The 18911-nt window shown below is 36.6% G+C and carries 16 protein-coding genes; 6 read left to right on the forward strand and 10 right to left on the reverse strand.

The features are described 5' to 3' along the window. Positions 1–236 precede the first annotated feature (236 nt). Positions 237–1484 (reverse strand): 2-oxoglutarate dehydrogenase complex dihydrolipoyllysine-residue succinyltransferase, encoded by a 1248-nt coding sequence (odhB, locus tag MHH73_RS12130; RefSeq protein WP_341067053.1) that lies wholly within the window; start codon positions 1482–1484, stop codon positions 237–239. 16 nt (positions 1485–1500) lie between these two features. Further along, complete coding sequence (locus MHH73_RS12135) at positions 1501–4332, reverse strand: 2-oxoglutarate dehydrogenase E1 component (RefSeq protein ID WP_341067054.1); 2832 nt, start codon at positions 4330–4332, stop codon at positions 1501–1503. A 437-nt stretch (positions 4333–4769) separates the two neighbouring features. Here MHH73_RS12135 and MHH73_RS12140 point away from each other — a divergent pair, with 437 nt between their 5' ends. Next, the gene (locus MHH73_RS12140) at positions 4770–4961 is read left to right on the forward strand and encodes an H-type small acid-soluble spore protein (RefSeq protein ID WP_341067057.1); all 192 of its coding nucleotides are present in this window, start codon (positions 4770–4772) and stop codon (positions 4959–4961) included. On the opposite strand, the gene MHH73_RS12145 is transcribed toward MHH73_RS12140, so the two are convergent. Then, entirely contained in the window at positions 4958–5287 is a 330-nt protein-coding gene (locus MHH73_RS12145; RefSeq protein WP_341067059.1) for a DUF3889 domain-containing protein, read from the reverse strand. The genes MHH73_RS12140 and MHH73_RS12145 overlap by 4 nt on opposite strands. An 851-nt stretch (positions 5288–6138) precedes the next feature. On the opposite strand from MHH73_RS12145, the gene qoxA reads away from it, so the two are divergent. The 4 genes from qoxA to qoxD are packed head-to-tail and all read left to right on the forward strand — an operon-like array spanning position 6139 to position 9933. Then, complete coding sequence (qoxA, locus tag MHH73_RS12150; RefSeq protein ID WP_191814245.1) at positions 6139–7053, forward strand: cytochrome aa3 quinol oxidase subunit II; 915 nt, start codon at positions 6139–6141, stop codon at positions 7051–7053. A gap of 44 nt (positions 7054–7097) precedes the next feature. Then, positions 7098–9044 carry a cytochrome aa3 quinol oxidase subunit I gene (qoxB, locus tag MHH73_RS12155; RefSeq protein WP_191814247.1) on the forward strand — a complete coding sequence of 649 codons (1947 nt, stop codon included), beginning with the start codon at positions 7098–7100 and terminating at the stop codon, positions 9042–9044. Further along, positions 9044–9640, forward strand: a complete 597-nt coding sequence (gene qoxC, locus MHH73_RS12160) for a cytochrome aa3 quinol oxidase subunit III (RefSeq protein ID WP_191814249.1) — start codon at positions 9044–9046, stop codon at positions 9638–9640. The genes qoxB and qoxC overlap by 1 nt, the downstream gene beginning before the upstream one ends. 2 nt (positions 9641–9642) lie before the next feature. Beyond that, complete coding sequence (gene qoxD, locus MHH73_RS12165; RefSeq protein WP_191814527.1) at positions 9643–9933, forward strand: cytochrome aa3 quinol oxidase subunit IV; 291 nt, start codon at positions 9643–9645, stop codon at positions 9931–9933. Positions 9934–9966: 33 nt separating this feature from the next. On the opposite strand, the gene MHH73_RS12170 is transcribed toward qoxD, so the two are convergent. Next, a complete protein-coding gene (locus tag MHH73_RS12170; RefSeq protein WP_191814251.1) occupies positions 9967–10239 on the reverse strand; it encodes a hypothetical protein in 273 nt (90 codons plus the stop codon). 337 nt (positions 10240–10576) lie between these two features. Between MHH73_RS12170 and MHH73_RS12175 the strand changes: the two genes are divergently transcribed. After that, entirely contained in the window at positions 10577–12277 is a 1701-nt protein-coding gene (locus MHH73_RS12175) for an AAA family ATPase (RefSeq protein ID WP_445662521.1), read from the forward strand. 645 nt (positions 12278–12922) lie between these two features. On the opposite strand, the gene MHH73_RS12180 is transcribed toward MHH73_RS12175, so the two are convergent. The 6 genes from MHH73_RS12180 to MHH73_RS12205 form a co-directional block, all read right to left on the reverse strand. Further along, complete coding sequence (locus tag MHH73_RS12180) at positions 12923–13705, reverse strand: divergent polysaccharide deacetylase family protein (RefSeq protein ID WP_445662522.1); 783 nt, start codon at positions 13703–13705, stop codon at positions 12923–12925. Between the two features lie 57 nt (positions 13706–13762). Continuing rightward, entirely contained in the window at positions 13763–14842 is a 1080-nt protein-coding gene (locus MHH73_RS12185) for a YkvI family membrane protein (RefSeq protein ID WP_191814252.1), read from the reverse strand. A 90-nt stretch (positions 14843–14932) separates the two neighbouring features. After that, the gene (gene menC / locus MHH73_RS12190) at positions 14933–16039 is read right to left on the reverse strand and encodes an o-succinylbenzoate synthase (protein ID WP_191814254.1); all 1107 of its coding nucleotides are present in this window, start codon (positions 16037–16039) and stop codon (positions 14933–14935) included. Further along, positions 16036–16872, reverse strand: a complete 837-nt coding sequence (locus MHH73_RS12195) for a GNAT family N-acetyltransferase (protein ID WP_225230603.1) — start codon at positions 16870–16872, stop codon at positions 16036–16038. Before MHH73_RS12195 ends, menC begins: the two co-directional genes overlap by 4 nt. Positions 16873–16875: 3 nt before the next feature. Then, the gene (locus tag MHH73_RS12200; RefSeq protein WP_445662523.1) at positions 16876–18003 is read right to left on the reverse strand and encodes a M20 peptidase aminoacylase family protein; all 1128 of its coding nucleotides are present in this window, start codon (positions 18001–18003) and stop codon (positions 16876–16878) included. A 21-nt stretch (positions 18004–18024) separates the two neighbouring features. Continuing rightward, positions 18025–18870 carry a MurR/RpiR family transcriptional regulator gene (locus MHH73_RS12205; protein WP_191814258.1) on the reverse strand — a complete coding sequence of 282 codons (846 nt, stop codon included), beginning with the start codon at positions 18868–18870 and terminating at the stop codon, positions 18025–18027. Positions 18871–18911 lie beyond the last annotated feature (41 nt).

Consider the following 18911-nt stretch of genomic DNA (forward strand, 5'->3'; position numbering starts at 1 on the left):
ATCAATGGTTTAACTATCAAGAAGATTGGCCTACTCGATTTTTCCTGGCCCTTTATCGCTACAGTTTTGAGTCATGTCCAAGTGTTGATGACATACTTCTTCAAAGGCATGCCATTCTCTCGAAGTTCAAATGAAGGCTTCAACTATGAGTGCGACTCACAAAAAAACGAGGAAGTGAACAATAAATCGCTTCACTTCCTCGCTATAAACCCTTTTGAGTATTCGTTTATTTTATATTAAGCTTCAAATAATAAAGACTCAGGGTCTTCAATTAATTCTTTAACACGTTTAAGGAATGTTACTGCTTCTTTACCATCAACAATACGGTGGTCATAAGAAAGTGCAACATACATCATTGGGCGGTTTTCCATTCTTTCAGCATCAATAGCAACTGGACGAGTTTGAATTGAATGCATCCCTAAGATACCTACTTGTGGTCCATTAAGAATTGGCGTTGATAATAATGAACCAAACACACCACCATTAGTGATTGTGAATGTTCCACCTTGTAAATCAGAAATCGCTAGTTTATTATCTCTTGCTTTTTTACCAAGACCCATAATATCTTTTTCAATTTCTGCAAAGTTTTTACGATCAGCATCTCTTACAACTGGAACAACTAAACCTTCATCTGTTGAAACAGCGATACCGATGTCATAGAATTTTTTAAGAACTAGTTGATCGCCATCGATTTCAGCGTTTAATAACGGGCTACGTTTAAGTGCAGCAACTACCGCTTTTGTGAAGAAAGACATAAACCCAAGTTTAACATCATTTTCTTCTTGGAATTTATCTTTACGTTTTTTACGTAAGTTCATCACATTTGTCATATCAATTTCATTGAATGTTGTTAACATAGCAGATGTTTGTTGAACTTCTACGAGTCTTTTCGCAATCGTTTGACGACGACGGCTCATACGGATGCGTTCTACTGGTTTTTCACTATTTGCCTCAGCTGCTGCTGGCTTAGAAGCTGGTTTCGCTGCAGCTTGTGGCTGCGCCGCTGGTTTCGCTTGGTTTGGATCGTAGTTCGCAACATCTTGTGAACGCACTCTTCCCATTGGATCTGTTGTTGGAACTTCACTTAAATCGATTCCTTTTTCACGAGCCATTTTTCTAGCTGCCGGTGAAGCAATTGTGCGCTGTTTATTTTCTTCAGCTGGTTTAGAATCAGCTGGTTTCGCTTCTTCTTTAACTTCTTGTGGTGCTTCCTCTTTTTTCTCTTCCGCTTTAGGAGCAGGAGCTTCTCCACCTTCACTTACTACCGCAATGGTATCCCCTACATTGACAGTGTCGCCTTCTTCTGCTTTCAATTCTGCCAGTACACCACTATATTCAGAAATGATTTCAACATTTACTTTGTCTGTTTCAAGCTCAACAACATAATCACCTTTGTTGATTGTATCACCAGGTTGTTTAAGCCACTGAGCGACTGTACCTTCTGTAATTGATTCTGCTAATTCAGGAACTTTAATTTCTGCCACAATAATTTCCTCCTTATTACTTACGTGTTAAAGATTCTTCAATAATTCTCTGCTGCTCTTTTTTATGCACGACTGGATCGCCTTCTGCTGTGCTTGAGCGGCGGCGTCTACCGATATAATTTACCTCTACTCCGTCAGGGGCAATATGTTTTAACCTAGGTTCAACAAAATTCCATGCGCCCATATTCTTCGGTTCCTCTTGCACCCAGATCATTTCTTCAAGATTTGGATAACGTTTTACTACTTCCGTAATGTCAGCAAATGGGAACGGATAAATTTCTTCTACACGTACAATATGGAACCATTCTTTATCTTCAATATCTTTTAATTTATCTTCTAAATCAATAGCCATTTTTCCTGAGGTGAAAACAATTCTCTTCACAAGATCTTTTTTCTCACCAAGACCGGATTGCTCAAGAATCGAGTTAAACTGCCCTTCTGATAAATCTTTAGCAGTTGCAGCAACTGTAGGGTTTCGTAAAAGACTCTTAGGTGACATGATCACCAATGGTCTTACTTCTTCCTTATTTAAAATCGCTGCTTGTCTTCTTAAAATATGGAAGTATTGCGCTGCTGAAGAAAGATTAGCTACAGTCCAGTTATTTTCAGCTGCCAGTTGCAAGAATCTTTCTAATCTTGCACTTGAATGCTCTGGTCCTTGTCCTTCATATCCATGCGGAAGAAGCATTACTAAACCAGATTTTTGACCCCATTTCGCGCGACCAGCAGAAATGAATTGATCAAACATCACTTGTGCAGAGTTCGCAAAGTCACCGAACTGCGCCTCCCAAAGAACTAATGTTTCTGGAGCTGACACATTATAACCATATTCAAACCCAAGTACAGCCATTTCTGATAACGGGCTATTATGAACAGCAAATGAAGCTTTAGCTGTTGAGATTTGATGTATCGGTGAGAACGATTTACCTGTTACTTCATCATGTAACATAATATTTCTATGGGCAAATGTTCCACGCTCTGAATCTTGACCCGTAAGTCTCACAGGTGTACCATCTGAAATAATTGAAGCAAATGCTAATGTTTCAGCATGACCCCAATCAATTTTTCCTACTTCTTCTAGTCCATTTTTACGACGTTGTAAAATTTTACTTAGCTTTCTAAAGACTTTATATTCTTCCGGCCATTTTAGAAGCTCTTCATTCAATTGTTGTAAAGATTCTAATGGCACAGCTGTTTGAAGACTAGGTATACCATTTTCCACTGTCTCAGGTGGATTTAATTCTGTTGCATCTTCTTGTTTATCTGGCACTTTATCGTAAGCTTGCTGAAGTTTTTCTACTACTTCAGATTGAATAGTAGTAACCTCTTCTTCTGATAAGTACTGATCTTTTTTCAATTTCTCGCCATACAGTTCTTTGATCGTAGGTCTTTTATGAATAATATTATACATCGCTGGATTCGTTGTCATCGGCTCGTCCATTTCATTGTGACCAAAGCGACGATACCCAATTAAGTCAATTAAGAAATCTTTATGGAATTTATCTCTATATTCAATCGCTAATTTAGCGGCATTAATAACGGCTTCCGGATCATCTGCATTTACATGCACGATCGGTACCTCATAACCTTTTGCTAAATCACTTGCATATCTAGTCGATCTAGAATCATAAGATTCTGTTGTAAAGCCAATTGTGTTATTAGCAATAATATGGATGGAACCACCTGTATTATAGCCATTTAATTGACCAAGATTTAATGTTTCAGCGACAACACCTTGTCCTGGGAAAGCAGCGTCTCCGTGAATAATGATGGAAAGTGCTTCGTCGTAATTAACTTCCGGGAAACCAAAAGAAGTGCGTTTATCTTGTGCCGCTCTTGTATACCCTTCAACTACCGGGCCAACGAATTCTAAATGACTTGGATTGTTAGCAAGTGTCAATTTCGCAACTGTCGTATTTTCAGCCTTGATTTGTTTGTCTAATCCAAGATGATATTTTACATCACCTGTCCAACCATAGCTGATGCCAATGGAACCTTCTGATGGGACAAGATCTTTGTTTGGCGCATGCTGAAACTCCGCGAATATCATCTCATAAGGTTTACCAAGTACATGAGCAAGCACATTTAAACGTCCGCGGTGTGCCATTCCAATATTTATTGTTTTTGTTCCATTCGCAACTGAACCTGATACAATTTCATCTAACATTGGTACCATTGTATCTAAACCTTCAATGGAAAAGCGTTTTTGACCAACGAAAGTACGGTGTAAGAATTTTTCAAACTCCTCTACCTCTGTTAATCTTTTGTACACTTTCGATTTTTCAGGTTTTTGCAGGTTAAGTTTAAGGCTATTTGTTTCAACCTTGCGACGTAGCCAATCTTTTTCTTCTAAGTTATCAACATGTGTAAATTCAAATGCTAATGTTCCCATATAAGCATTCTTTAAGTATTCCAATGCTTCTAATCCATCTCTTAACGGAATATTCGCATCTGTACAAATAAGATGAGCTGGTATTGCACGTAAATCTGCTTCTGTTAATCCATAATTACTTAAATCAAAAATAGCAACATTCTTTTCTTCCCTATTACTTAGGGGATAAATATCAGCAGCTTTATGTCCGTTTGAACGAATAAAATCGGCAAGACGAATAGCTGACAAAGTTTTTTCAATTTGTTCTGGGCTTACGCCAGTGCTTTCTGCTCCTGTACTTACAGGAGCTACCCCTGTTTGTTGCAACGGTGAACCATTAACCTCAAAATACTCTCTCATTTCTTGGTCAACTGATTCTGGATTTTCTGAATACATCTCATAAAGCTCGATTACATAGCCAAGGTTAGGACCATAAAAACTTTCTAAAGGCCCACTACCCTCTGAAGGCTTCTTCATGGAAAATTACCTCCACAACTCTTTTTTAAATATATTTGGATAATTTATTTCCGTCCAATATCCATACTAGGATAGTAACAATATTATTTCGTATATTAAAATTCCGAATAATGTTAATTTCCAGAGGACGAAATGTTTCCTAAGCCATTTTACCACGTTAAAGGCGTATATACAAAGGGAAAAAAGAGAAAATCACAAAAATACAGCTAATATTTTTTGAAAAAATACTTATATTAAAAAAGTGAATTAATTTTATTTCCTATTTCACGCCTATTAGTGTAATAAATTGGCCAGATGAACTAAACGTCTACAAGCCTGACAATCATTCAACTTCTAAACCGTTTTCCTATTTAAGTATATATCAAAAGCCTTATTATTGGTAGAATTGTGCACTAGATAATCAAACTAATGAAAATACTACGAGAGGGTGTAGACCTATGGATTTATCTAGAGCGAGGGAACTACTAAATAGTCACAACGAATATGAAGTGACTTTCGACGGTGTAAATATCGTCATTGTCGATCTCTATGAATTAACTAAAATGGCGAGGGTGTACGACAGAAACAACATAGGTAAGAATCAAGTTGTTCCTCTCGCACAACTAATAGAAGTAAAGCAAATACGTTAACGATCGGTTTTTTCTGTAAAAATACGGACGATTCTCTCTGTATCTTTATTATATTCAATAAAAACATAGAGCCCATATTCTTTCTCCTGCTGACGCATCCAAAGTTTAAACTTTTCTATTTCAGTTTGTTCCTTTATCTCTTTTCCAAGATGCTGATAATCAACAATATCTGCTAATGGGTATTTTTCCTTTGCAATCATCATCGCTTCTTTGCCCCACTTCGCATAAGAAGGCGCATTATCAACCGCATAGTTTGTTTGAGGACTTAAGATGAATACAAAGCTAAACAAGACTAAGACCGTTGCGAATAACACTCTTTTCACCATTTTCTCCTCACCTCTTCACTTTCTTTTTTGATGGATGTATTTTTAGTTTTACTTTCTTTCCTAACTTTATTCTTTTGAAATTTTTTAGGGTTATTAAGGGTTATATAATGAAAGAAAAAATCCCACTATATACTTGCTAGTACAAAAAAATACTCATAAAAAAAGAAAAACGATCTAGTTAATTGTAATAACTTGCTCGCCTTTCTTTATCTATTGTTTGATTAACCCTTATACCATAAAGCTTTTAAATCATTTTCAGTTAAGCTTCTTATAGGAAAAATTCGTTTAAATCTAACTATATATTCAATCATCGTTCAGCATATCCAACAATAAATTGAAGAATTAAAAGGTCTATTTTGTTCTCTCAAGTAAATCATCTATTTCAATGATGTCTAATAAATGATGAATATCATCAGTTGGGTTATATACACCGTCTAAAAATTGATCAATATCAAATTTCTTTAACAAGATAACCCTCCTCTTTTTCATTCGTTTCAAAATCATTCGCAGACTTCACATTTTTTTTGAGGGTGCCGTTATTCAACATCCAACAACATTTATATTAATATAATAAATCCAGAAACTACCTTTAAGATTTATTGAATGATACAATGTTTAATTTTCAGTTTTTTCTCAAAATAGAGTATTTAAATAATATTATTTTTTCTTTTTACTTTCAGTTTCATGAACATTTTGTGACCAAATTCATCATTTGTTCATGAACATTTTGTGACACCTATCACATTCAATTGTTTTTAACCATTTATGATACTAACATAGGGTTACAGACGTGATAATTCACGTTCAAAATAAAACAATAGTTTTGTAGAAAGATAGAAAGGGGTACATCAATGAAATTGAAAAGGGCTCTTTTATTGGCTGTAGTTGCCATTGCCGCCGTACTTGCTGGGTGTGAACCACTTACTGTTCTAAATCCTAAAGGTCCACAGGCCGAAGTCCAGGCTAACGATATTATGATGTCCATTTGGTTAATGTCTGGCATTGTTATTGTAGTTTTTGCAATGCTTGCATATATGCTCATTAAATATCGTTCATCTAAACAAGCAAAAGATTATGAACCACCTCACATCGAGGGAAATAAATGGGTGGAGGCAGTTTGTGTCGGAATTCCTGTACTAATTGTAGCTTATCTATCATTTGTTTCTGTCCAAAGTAATTATAAAGTTGAAGCTACACCTCCAGGATATGAGGATAAGGAGCCATTAGTTGTATATGCATCATCATCTAACTGGAAATGGCACTTTAGCTATCCTGAAGAAAATATCGAAACAGTAAATTACTTATATATTCCTACAGATCGAGCACTTGAATTTAAACTTTACTCTTTCGGTCCAATTACAAGCTTCTGGATTCCACAACTTGGTGGACAGAAATATGCAATGGCCGATATGGTAACAACATTACATTTAGCTGCTGATCATCCAGGTGAATTCATGGGTAGAAATGCTAACTTCAGCGGAAAAGGTTTTGCTGAAAATACGTTTGATGTAACAGCTATGTCTCCAGTTGAATTTGAAGAATGGGTTGATGAAGTTCATCAAACAGCAGATCCAATCACTGAAGAAAAATTTGAAGAGTTATTAGAACCAGGTCATTTAGGTAAAATGACGTTTACTGGTACTCATTTAGACTTTAGCCCGGCACCTGAAGGGCATGAACATCATCAATCTAATGATGAAGATTCAGAAGAAAATCATGAAAATCATGATGAGCACGAAGGTCACTCTGACCACAGTGGCCATTAATTAGATGAAGTGTCAATTGACATCTTCTGAAAGGAGTATACAGGATGGAGTTCTTTGAACGTTTTGCCATACCGCATCCAAGTCCAGCTATTTATGCATCAATGGTAGCAATCGCAGTTGTTTCTATCGCCATTGTAGTTGGGTTAACATATTTTAAAAAATGGGGTTATTTATGGCGTGAATGGTTAACAACTGTTGACCACAAACGATTAGGTATTATGTATATTATCGCAGCGATCCTCATGCTATTCCGTGGAGGCGCTGACGCAATTATGATGCGTGCGCAATTATCAGCACCTGAGAACAAGTTGCTTGATGCACAGCATTATAACGAGATATTCACAACACATGGTGTTGTTATGATTCTCTTCATGGCTATGCCATTTATTATCGGTTTTATGAACTTTGTTGTTCCACTGCAAATTGGGGCTCGCGATGTTGCGTTCCCACGTCTTAATGCACTTAGCTTCTGGTTATTCTTTGCCGGTGCTATGTTATTCAATATTTCATTCGTTGTCGGAGGGTCACCAGATGCCGGTTGGACATCTTACTTCCCGTTAGCAGATAATGAATTTAGTACCTCCGTCGGTACGAACTATTATATGATTGCTATACAGATTGCCGGTCTTGGTACATTAGCAACAGGTATTAACTTTTTGACGACAATCTTGAAAATGCGTGCTCCTGGCATGACATTAATGAAAATGCCAATGTTTACTTGGTCAGCTTTAATTACTAACGTTATTATCGTATTTGCTTTCCCTGTATTAACAGTTGCGCTTGCAATGGGTACATTAGATCGTTTATTCGGTACACATTTCTTCGCTTCAACAAATGGCGGTATGGATATGTTATGGGCCAACCTTTTCTGGGTTTGGGGACACCCTGAAGTATATATCTTGATCTTACCTGCATTCGGTATTTACAGTGAAGTTATTTCTACTTTCGCTAGACGTAACTTATATGGTTATAAATCAATGGTTGCTTCAATGGTAATCATTTCACTATTATCATTCGTTGTATGGGTTCACCACTTCTTTACAATGGGTCAAGGCGCTTTTGTTAACAGTATTTTCTCTATTACCACGATGGCAATAGCAGTACCTACCGGTGTTAAAATATTCAACTGGTTGTTAACACTGTATAAAGGTAAAATCGTTATGACAACGCCAATGCTTTACTCAATGTTGTTTATCCCACTTTTCACACTTGGTGGTGTAACAGGGGTTATGCTTGGTATGTCAGCAGCTGACTATCAATACCATAATACAATGTTCTTAGTTGCTCACTTCCATATGGTAATCATTCCTGGGGTTGTGTTCGCAATGCTCGCTGCCCTTTACTACTACTGGCCAAAAATGTTTGGCTTCATGTTAAATGATCGTCTTGGTAAAATCGGCGCTTGGATTATTGCTATTGGTACATTAGTTGCCTTTATGCCAATGTTCATCTCTGGTTTAGATGGTCAAGCACGACGTATGTACACTTATTCTGAAGCAAGTGGATTTGGTATTTGGAATATGATTTCTATGGTTGGCGCACTTATGTTAGCAGCTGGATTTGCGTTGATCGTTTATAACATTTACTATAGCTTCCGTCATGCACCACGTGACATTGGATCAGATCCTTGGGATGCACGTACACTTGAATGGGCTACACATACACCAATTCCTGAGTACAACTTTGCAACTATGCCTAAGATCGATACCTATGAAACATTCTGGGATTCAAAGAAGAAAGGCACAACGTTATTCCCAGATAAAATTGAAAAGATTCACATGCCAAACAACAGTGGTATTCCATTTATTATGGGTATTATCTTCTTCCTGTGGGGATTCTCGTTCGTCTTTGCAATGTGGATTCCGTTAATTATTTGTACACTAGGTATTTTCGCTTGTATGGCTTATCAATCATTTGAAAATGATCATGGAAGATATATTTCTATTGAAGAAATAGAAGAAACAGAAAAAGAATTGGGAGGTAAAAGATAATGAAGATTGATCACTCTCTCCCTCTTGAATACAGTACTGATGAAAATCGCTTGAAGATTCTTGGCTTCTGGATTTTCCTTGGTGCGGAAGTTATGTTATTTGCAACATTATTTGCATCTTACTTTATTTTGTCAGGTGGTACAGGTGATGGCCCATCGGGTGCTGAAATTTTTGAAATTACACCTGTATTAATTGAAACGCTCGTTTTATTAACAAGTAGTTTTACAATCGGTCTTATGGTTCACGCGATGAGACTTGGACGCCAAAAAGCAATGATGGGATTCTTTATTGCAACCATCGTACTTGGGGCTATTTTCCTCGGTGTTGAGATTTACGAATTCGTTCACTATGTTCATGTTGGCGCAGGACTACAAACAAGTGCTTTTAGTGCAATCCTATTAACAACTTTAGGAACACACGGCGCGCACGTAACTTTCGGGTTATTCTGGGGAATATGTATCCTAATTCAAGTAAAGAAATATGGCTTAACACCAAGAACAACGAATAAGTCATTTATCTTCTCTCTTTACTGGCACTTCCTAGACGTTGTTTGGATCTTCATCTTCAGCTTCGTCTATCTGAAAGGAATGATGTAATGATGAAAGAATTATTCCCGATGAAACAAGTGATGGGATTTATCTTTTCACTCGTGCTCACTGCTGTTGCCCTAATGGTTTACTTCTTTGATATGTCATTTGCAATTGGAATGACGATCTTACTAGTAACTGCTTTTATTCAAGCAGGGCTACAATTAGTACTATTCATGCATGCTGGTGAATCAGAAGATAAAAACGCCATCTATATCACAATATACTACGGTGTATTAATTGCTATCTTCACCATTCTTGGTTCCCTACTAACAATGGTTTGGACTTACCAATTTCAATAAATAAAAAAAGGAGCGTCCTCTTATAGGGCGCTCCTACTTTGTTTTAATAGATGTTGCCGTTACTTTTGTTAATGTGTCTAATTTTGATTTTCTAAGTCCTGTCTTTTCTAATACTTCCTCTGTAGCTACAAAAAAGACCCCCATTAAAAAGACAAAAATAGCTCCCATTACCGTTCCAATACCGATACCAGTTAATGCGCTGGAAACGTTTCCAAAGAATCCGATCGAAAAGATGATGATCCCAGCAATTAATAATGTCCCTCCATAATACTTAACTGCTTTTAACATAGCTTTTGATGTATTCATTTCCATCATCCTCCTTTTCATCCATTATCCACCCTGTTCACAATTATGTCAATATTTTTTCGTAAATTTGACAAAAGTTTATCTGGTTTTAGGTTGACATTTTAGATTTTAAGTTATTTTTTTATTATATTATGCAAATATTTATAGATTGATTTTACTTTTAGACTTATTTTTGACAAAAAAGATGGTTTTACTTCTTATTTTCTTCACAAATTATGTATTATATTCCTTTGTTAACAACGTTTTATACTAAAAATAGCTCTTCGCTCCCTTTATAATGGAAATATATTTACATTACGAAATCATGCTTGATATTATTTTTTTGGGGGTTATAAATTTGTCACATAAAATAAAACGTACAACTCTCATTTTTGCTTCAATATTATTTATGATTGCTATTTTCATCACCTATTATTTAATAAACAAGCCCACCACTTATACCATTCCCTTCTCTCAATTGGAAACCAAAATACAAAATAATCACCAAGGTGACATTGAAATGAAGGAATATAAAAACGGAAAAATAGAAGTGGTTTTAAACGATCAAAAATTTATTTCTCACATTACACCTAATAGTGATAAAGTTGAAACCCTTGTCACAACTTATCCTATAGACTATAAATATTCTACGACTAATCCATATAGCATATGGATGATCATTGCTTTCTTATCATTATTATTTGCAATCACAATTTATTTAATTAAATCAGGAAAAATGGGCGCAACCAATCAACTAAAACAATCTGTATCTAAAGCGAAACCTCTCCCCCAGACATCATTAAATGATGTTGGAGGTTTGCAACCAGAAATGAAGGATGAATTATTACAAACCATATCATCTTTGAAGTCGCCAGCAAAAGCGGAGGAATTAGGGATTAAGCCTCCTAAAGGAATTCTTCTTTATGGTCCTCCTGGCACAGGTAAAACATTGCTGGCACAAGCAATAGCTAAGGAGTTAAATGCGCAATTTTACTCATCAAGTGGTTCTGCCTTTAATGAAATGTTTGTTGGTGTCGGTGCTTCAAGAGTTCGTTCACTCTTTCAAAATGCCCGCAAAAATCAACCTGCTGTTATTTTTATTGACGAGGTAGATGCGTTAGCAGGCAAAAGAAAGCCTCATGGCGGGGAAGAAAGTGAAAAAACATTAACGGAATTACTCGTTCAATTAGATGGCGGACATTCAAATGATGGCATTTTATTTATTGCAGCAACGAACAGAAAAGATATGCTAGATGATGCATTTCTTCGACCAGGTAGAATTGACTTCAGCTTTCATATTCAGTTACCTGATTTGAAAGGAAGAAAAGAAATAATTGATATTCATGCAAGAAATCGACAACTTGCCAGTGACGTCTCAGCTTCACTTACCGTTTTAGCTGAATCAACATCCGGTTTTTCTGGAGCTGACCTCCATTCTCTATTTGAGACAGCAAGTAGAAAAGCAATACTTAATAATCATAAAGAAATTACAAAAGATGATCTCAATTTTGCATTGGATCGTACCATTTTAGGAAACAGCAGCCTACCTTTACAAGATGTAAAAATTAAGCGAAGAGTAGCAATCCATGAAGCTGGCCATGCGCTCATTGCAGCTGTTACAAAACCAGGGTCAGTCAGAAAAGCGACTATTATTCCTCGTGGCCAAGCATTAGGTTATGTTGCACCTATTCAAAAAGAGCTCCATTTATCTACCTTTAGTGAACTCCTTGATCAAGTAGCAATGATTTTAGGTGGAGGAGTAGCAGAAAGACAACTATTAGGTGAGCATAGTATCGGTGTAAGCGGAGATGTCCAACAAGCAAAGCAATTGTTAGAACAAATGGTTGAAAACGGGCTTTTAGAGGATGGCTTCACCCTTTCTTTTGAATCGAAGCGTAAAGAAGAATTATTACAATCCCTTTATTTTCAAGCGTTAAAACGAGCAGAAACTTTACTAGTCGAACATAGTAAAGCGCATGCAGACATTGTACACGCCCTCGTGTCTTATGAAACATTAGATGGGGATGAAATTGAACAATTAGTGCGAAAAAATTATTGATGACCATTGCATGTAAACGAACACATTCAATTTCTCTGTTGAATGTGTTCATTTTTTTCTGCTTCCCTTCCCTTCATACATAAACAAAACTTCTACAAAAGAATAATACTATTATTAGACGAGATAAAGCAAATATCAAACTAAGTGTAATGTATATATAAGTATACAATGCTGCATTTCTTGATTTTAATAATTAAATCGATGACAAAATAATTGCCCCTGCTTAATATCATTATAAAAGAAAGTTGGCGTTTTTTTGTTTCTATTTTACTTACATTCACAGTAACTATTCTTTTTTCAGTGCTTCTTTCTTTCTAAGCATACCGTCTTTACAAACACGCGAGGGACTTGCCTTAGATTAATGATTGCCTTTTTAGAAATGATAAAGAAAAGGAATGGGAAATTTGATATTGAAGGGAATATAAACGAAGAAGAGCCATTCATTTGTTTTTTCTTGCATCATATTCTGTCTAACGTTGTCGAATTTTCGTCAATATAATAGGAAATATGTCACTTCTTGCGCTTGCCTAGGAAATAACAAGAGAATAAAGTCCTTTAATCATTAGAAGTGATAATTGGCTTCAACTCAATTATCACTTCTAATCTGTCTATTCATCCGTTCGTTCTTAAGTTTTCGAAACTACTCTATTGACGAAGCCATTCACTTCCTTCAATCTGTTCAGATAAAGGAATGATATGGGCATTTTCTTTCAAATGTCCAATATGGCGATTTAAAACCTTAACCATCATTGGCCCCGAAACACCCACATGCCCTATGGCAATGATGCTATTCTCAGTTTTAAGCTTATTCTCTAGTCTTTGAGTTTGTTTTTCAATATGATTGACGGAATAAGTGTCATCAAAAAACATATTGTTTTCTAAATAAGGTAAGTGTAGCTCTTCTGCTAGTGTTGGAATGACACTCTTTCCAGTCGTTTTACTATCAAGATAATACAAGCCCTTTTCAGCGCAAACCTCTAGTACAATTTGCATAATTCTTTTATCTTCAGTGATTTTCGACCCCATATGATGATTCATTCCAACAGCATGTGGCACATTCTCAATCGCTTCCTCTACCCTTTTACGAATTTCTTCATCACTCAAATCGGCAGTAATCGCTCCTGGACCTAACCAACTTTTTTTCCCTACTTTGGGCTCCATCGGCATATGAACAATGACTTCATGCCCTTTTTCGAATGCTGCATTGGCATCTGCAGTTGTTGAAGGCATAAACGGCATAATGGCAACAGTTAACTGAACCGGCAAATTAAGAATATCTTCTGTTCCATTCATATGGTTACCTAAATCATCAATAACAATGGACAAAGAGGGCTTTTCCCCTTCTTCCACTTGTGCGAAACCTCCTTTACACATTAATGGAAATAACATAATATTAACAAGCAAACTTGTTAACAATAATCGTTTCATCTAATCACTCCTCCAAGTTAAATTTCCCATAACTTCGAGGAAAATTGCATCCTTTTCTTATAAAGCTGATTTTTTTTCTATTTGTGTGTAGGAAGTTTTTCTATTTCGAACCCAGGCAATGATAACAGCAGCGATAAGTACTAAACCTAAATACCCAGTAATCGGATACAGGATACCAACTAAGTTTGTAAACCCAAAGAAACTAGAAACAAAAGATGTCATACTAATCACAAGAACTGCCCATTTAAAATGTTTGTTTTCTCTTTTCACTAACCTTGAAGTAAAGCTATAGATCATACCTACGGCAGTGTTGTATATCATGCCTAAAAGAATAATTGTCATTAATACACCAACGAATGGAGAGATCTCATTCGCTAGAAAAAGCATTGGAATATCGAGTGTTGCCACATCTTCTATTCTTGTGAACATTCCGACATTTATGAGTATAAGCATGAGTCCAAGCCCAAGACCACCAACAACACCACCCCAACCTGCTTGTTTTGCATTTTTGGTTGTGCCACCCATTACAGCTAACATTGCTACTCCACATGTAATGTTATAAGAAACGTAAAGCACGGCACCTAGCACCCAATTTGGTGCTGCCGGATTTCCTTCTTGCGCTACATTGCTCAATTGTGAGAAATTTGCATCAGCTGTAAATAGAGCATACGCTGAAATAATTATGACAAGCATGATAAGGAAAGGTGTGATACTACCGATTATCGTCATCACACGATTAACATTTACAAAACATGTCAGCATGGTTAACAGGACCATAATGAAACTTCCTATTTGACTCGCAATACCAAATTGTTGTTCAAATGTTGAACCTGCCCCTGCAAACATAATCGTTGCCACACCGAATAAAAAGAAAGTAATAATAAAATCCACTACTCTGCCTATATACTTTCCACAAATATAGTGAACAACATCTTTATGAGATTCTGTTTGTAGCCTACTACCTATTTGCGTAATATTCATACCGAGAAAAATGAATAAAATCGTAGCGACTATTGTACCAATAAAACCTAGCCAGCCAAAATTAGTAAAAAACTGCAAGACCTCTTGCCCAGATGCAAAACCAGCTCCAATAATTGTGCCAATATAGGCACCTGCTATTTGAATGATTTTTCTCATAATCCTCATCCTTATTTTTGAATTTTCTGATATTTAATTAACAATGAAAGCAGCTGCCTTTAAACACACAGCTGGCTTTCTTATTTGACATTATTGATACGTTTTTTCCATTATTGTATATTTTTCAATGACCGCTAGATCTGGTGCGTATCCTATTCCGGCGTTTTCAGGTACGGTAATATATCCATCTTCTACAACAACCTCAGGTGTTATGATATCCTTTTCCCAATATCTTTTGGAACCTGCGGTGTCACCAGGCATAATAAAATTAGGTAGCGTGGTTAAAGCAACATTATGTGCTCTTCCAACGCCTGACTCTAGCATGCCTCCACACCAAACAGCAATTCCTTGTTCTTGACAATAGTCATGGATTTTCTTTGCTTCTGTTAAGCCTCCTACTCGGCCAATTTTAATATTAATAATCTTACAACTTCCTAATTCTACCGCTTTTCGTGTATCCTCAAGTGAATGAATACTTTCATCTAAGCATATCGGTGTCTTCATTTCGGCTTGTAATTTCGCGTGATCGACAATATCGTCTGAAGCTAAAGGCTGCTCAATCATCATTAAATTGAACTCATCTAATTGTTTAAGATGATCAATGTCTGTTAAACGATAAGCAGAGTTTGCATCCGCCATTAGTAAAATGTCAGGAAACTTCTCTCTCACTTGTCTCATTACATCAACGTCCCAGCCCGGCTTAATCTTTACTTTCATTCTTTTATAGCCTTCAGCTACATAGCCCTCAATTAATTGCAGTAGATCTTCTACAGATTTCTGTATGCCGATACTGATCCCTACTTCAATCTTCTTCTTTTCTCCACCAAGTGCCTTAGCCAAAGTGATTTGATTTCTTTTTGCATATAGATCCCATACAGCTCCTTCTATCGTGGACTTGGCCATATTGTTTTTTCTAATAGAAGAAAAGATTTCACTTACTTCATCTGGATGGGTAATTTCTTTATTTAATAATGCTGGAATGAGAAAATCTTCGAGCATATGCCAATTCGTTTTAAATGTTTCTTCATTATACCAAGGCACCTCAAAAGCAACAGATTCTCCCCAACCACTATTACCTAAGTCATCAGTTGCTTCTAATAAGATAAACTCTTTATCTTGAAAAGATCCAAAGCTAGTGGCAAAAGGTGCTTTCATTGTCATTTTTAGATGGCGTAACTTTACTTCCTTTAGTTTCATTGATTTTTTCCCCTCACATCTAATTGTAATTTTTGTCTTTTGATCGTGATGATATAGCTTACATGATTATTTTTTTGGACATCATACGCGGTGTACCCATGCTGAAAGAGTTGCTGAAAGATCTTTCTTGTCACCTCTCGCCATTCCTTTGCTAATGCAGGATTATGTTTTTTTATTTCCATAAACTCTGCTGGAATGGGGACAGCAATACTCATTTCATTATAATCAATATGTTGTAACGTTTGTTCCATTTCGCTTATCGCAGGAAAATCATCTCGATGGACAACTTCAAATGGGTATATCGGTGTCACATCATAATTAAGCTGTTGTTTGACATGTGAACTGCTGATTCGCCACTCGATGTTGAAACGATCACTTGGTAAGCCTTTGTTAATTCCATCGACCATTTCACCATAACAATTCACAAGATAATCATTACAAATACCATTTAATTTTGATAAGTTCAAGTAAGCATTTCTGCTTTGTAAAGGATCAAATGTCCAGCGAATCAGATTGTACCCCATTTCCTCAGCAGCTTCCCTTTGTGCCACTTTAAGTAGAGCACCAATTCCTTTATCACGATAGCTTTGATGGATACCAAGCATATGAGAACAAAGGAAAGCTTCTCCATTTGCATAACCAGGAAATCCATAGCTGAATCCAATCAGATTATTTTCATCAAAGGCACCTAGCATGAGACCACCATTTTTTATTGCTGTTGCCGTTTGGTGGACAGGAATGGGATCCATCCCCCATACGTCTCGCTCTAGCTTTTGGATTGTTTCCATCTCTTCTATCGTTGTCAATTTTTTTATCTCTAAGCCAGTGAGCATTGGCTACGCACCTTCTTTTTCTAACGTATTTAATACTGTTTTGACAAGGATTTCAATGCCAGTAAATATCGCTTCATGGTTAAAATTCATTTCAGGATGATGTAACCCAGGAGATAATCCACAACCAAGCCCTAGCATCGTTGCCTTCAATTCAGGTTTTTTTAAAGTATAAAAATGGAAATCTTCTCCCCCTGATGTGATAATTGGTGGAACCATTTTGTCTTTACCAATTGTTTCAATAATTGCCTGGCCCATTAATTGCACTGCATCATCATCTACTTGTGCTGCAGCAATATCAGCTGTTATTTCATAATGAATTTCCACCTCATAAAGAGATGAAAGGTAAGCAAAAATTGCTTCTACTTTAGTTGCTAATTGCTGCATCACTTCATTTGTTTGTGCCCTTAAATCTAAACTGAATTGCGCTTTACCTGGAATAATATTACTTGAGTCACCACCGGCTTGGAACTTTGTCATTTTAACTGAATGTGGGACCATGGGATCTAATTTGATTCGATTCAATTCTTGAACCATCGCTGCACCTATTTCAATCGCGCTTTGCCCCAGATGAGGTCTCGCTCCATGGGCATCTTCTCCAATGATTTCTCCAGTTACAAACCGTCCAGCTCCGTGCATAATAGCTGGTGAGCATTGACCATCTGCCAACTCCTGAATCGGCCTTACATGTACGCCGAATAAATAACTCAAATCGTCAACTAATCCCTCTTCAATAAACTTCAATGCGCCGGTACCTTTTTCTTCAGCTGGTTGGAATAAAAATTTAATCCTGCCTTTTTTATGTACATTTAATCGATGCAGTACAAGTAATGTACCGATCGCCATAGTCATATGTGCATCATGTCCACATGAATGATTGGCCTGCATTACTCCATTCACTTCCTGCCACAGTGCATCTATATCAGTTCTAATGCCAATGGCTTTTTCACCGCTACCTATTTCGGCAATGAGTCCTGTCGTTGTAGGTAAAGTTAGAAAACAGACCCCTTCTTCTTTTAAAACCTCAGCTATAAATGCTGTTGTTTGTGTTTCTTGCCAGCTTATTTCTGGATTTTGATGTAGATGATTAAATATGTTTGTTAATTTTGGCTTTAGTGCTTCTAGTACCTGCAATTCTTTCACCCCTTTAAGCTGTTAACTGATTTCAAAATAATCATGGAACACTTTATCGTAATAATCCTTTTCTTCTTTAAATGCCTCTTTATTCTCTGTCATCATTGCCGCAATTATCGCATTCAAGAATGAAAACAGCACCGGTGTAGAATCAAGTGTAGGTTTCTTCCCTGAAAAAAGTGGTATAAGAATGTCCACATGGTTTTTTAATGGAGATAGTGGCGTGTCAGTAATCCCAACGACTTTGGCATTTTGGCTTTTTGCTTGCTTTGTAAAATCAGTCGTACTTTTCACATAACGATGAAAACTAATTGAAACCACAACTGAAGTTTCATCCATCGAATGTAAAATTTTTAATAAATCATCGGACTCTGTTCGAATAAGGTGAACATCAACCTTCACAAGCCCTAATGTAAATGCTAACCAACTTGCAGCAGCAAATGATGTTCTTGCACCGATAACATAAATCTTTTGGGCTGATTTCAACTGATCAATAATCAAATCAAATTTTGCTTCATCTATTGTCTGAATGGCTTGAGTGATCCGCTCGGCATCCATATTCATCACTTTTTCTAGAAAATGTGGTTCGCCAGCGAATGGTTGCTTCGTCTGAATATAAGAATCTAAGCTGCTTTTATCGTGAAAGAATTGCTCACGAACTTCTTTTTGTAATTCAGTATAGCCTGATAATCCTATTCGGTAACAAAAACGGATGACAGTGGTTTCGCTCACACCTGCTTTTTTACCTAATTCCTTTGCTGACAATACGGCTATATCTTGATCATGGTCTAGTAAATAAGTGGCTAGTTTCTGTTGTGTTTTCGATAGTCCTTCATAACTCAATGTAATAACTTCTTTCAGATTCATCTAATCACCAACCTTGGAAATGAAGTCTGTGCTTTTTATGC

Source organism: Cytobacillus sp. FSL K6-0265, assembly GCF_038003465.1.
GTDB lineage: Bacteria > Bacillota > Bacilli > Bacillales > Cytobacillaceae > Cytobacillus > Cytobacillus stercorigallinarum.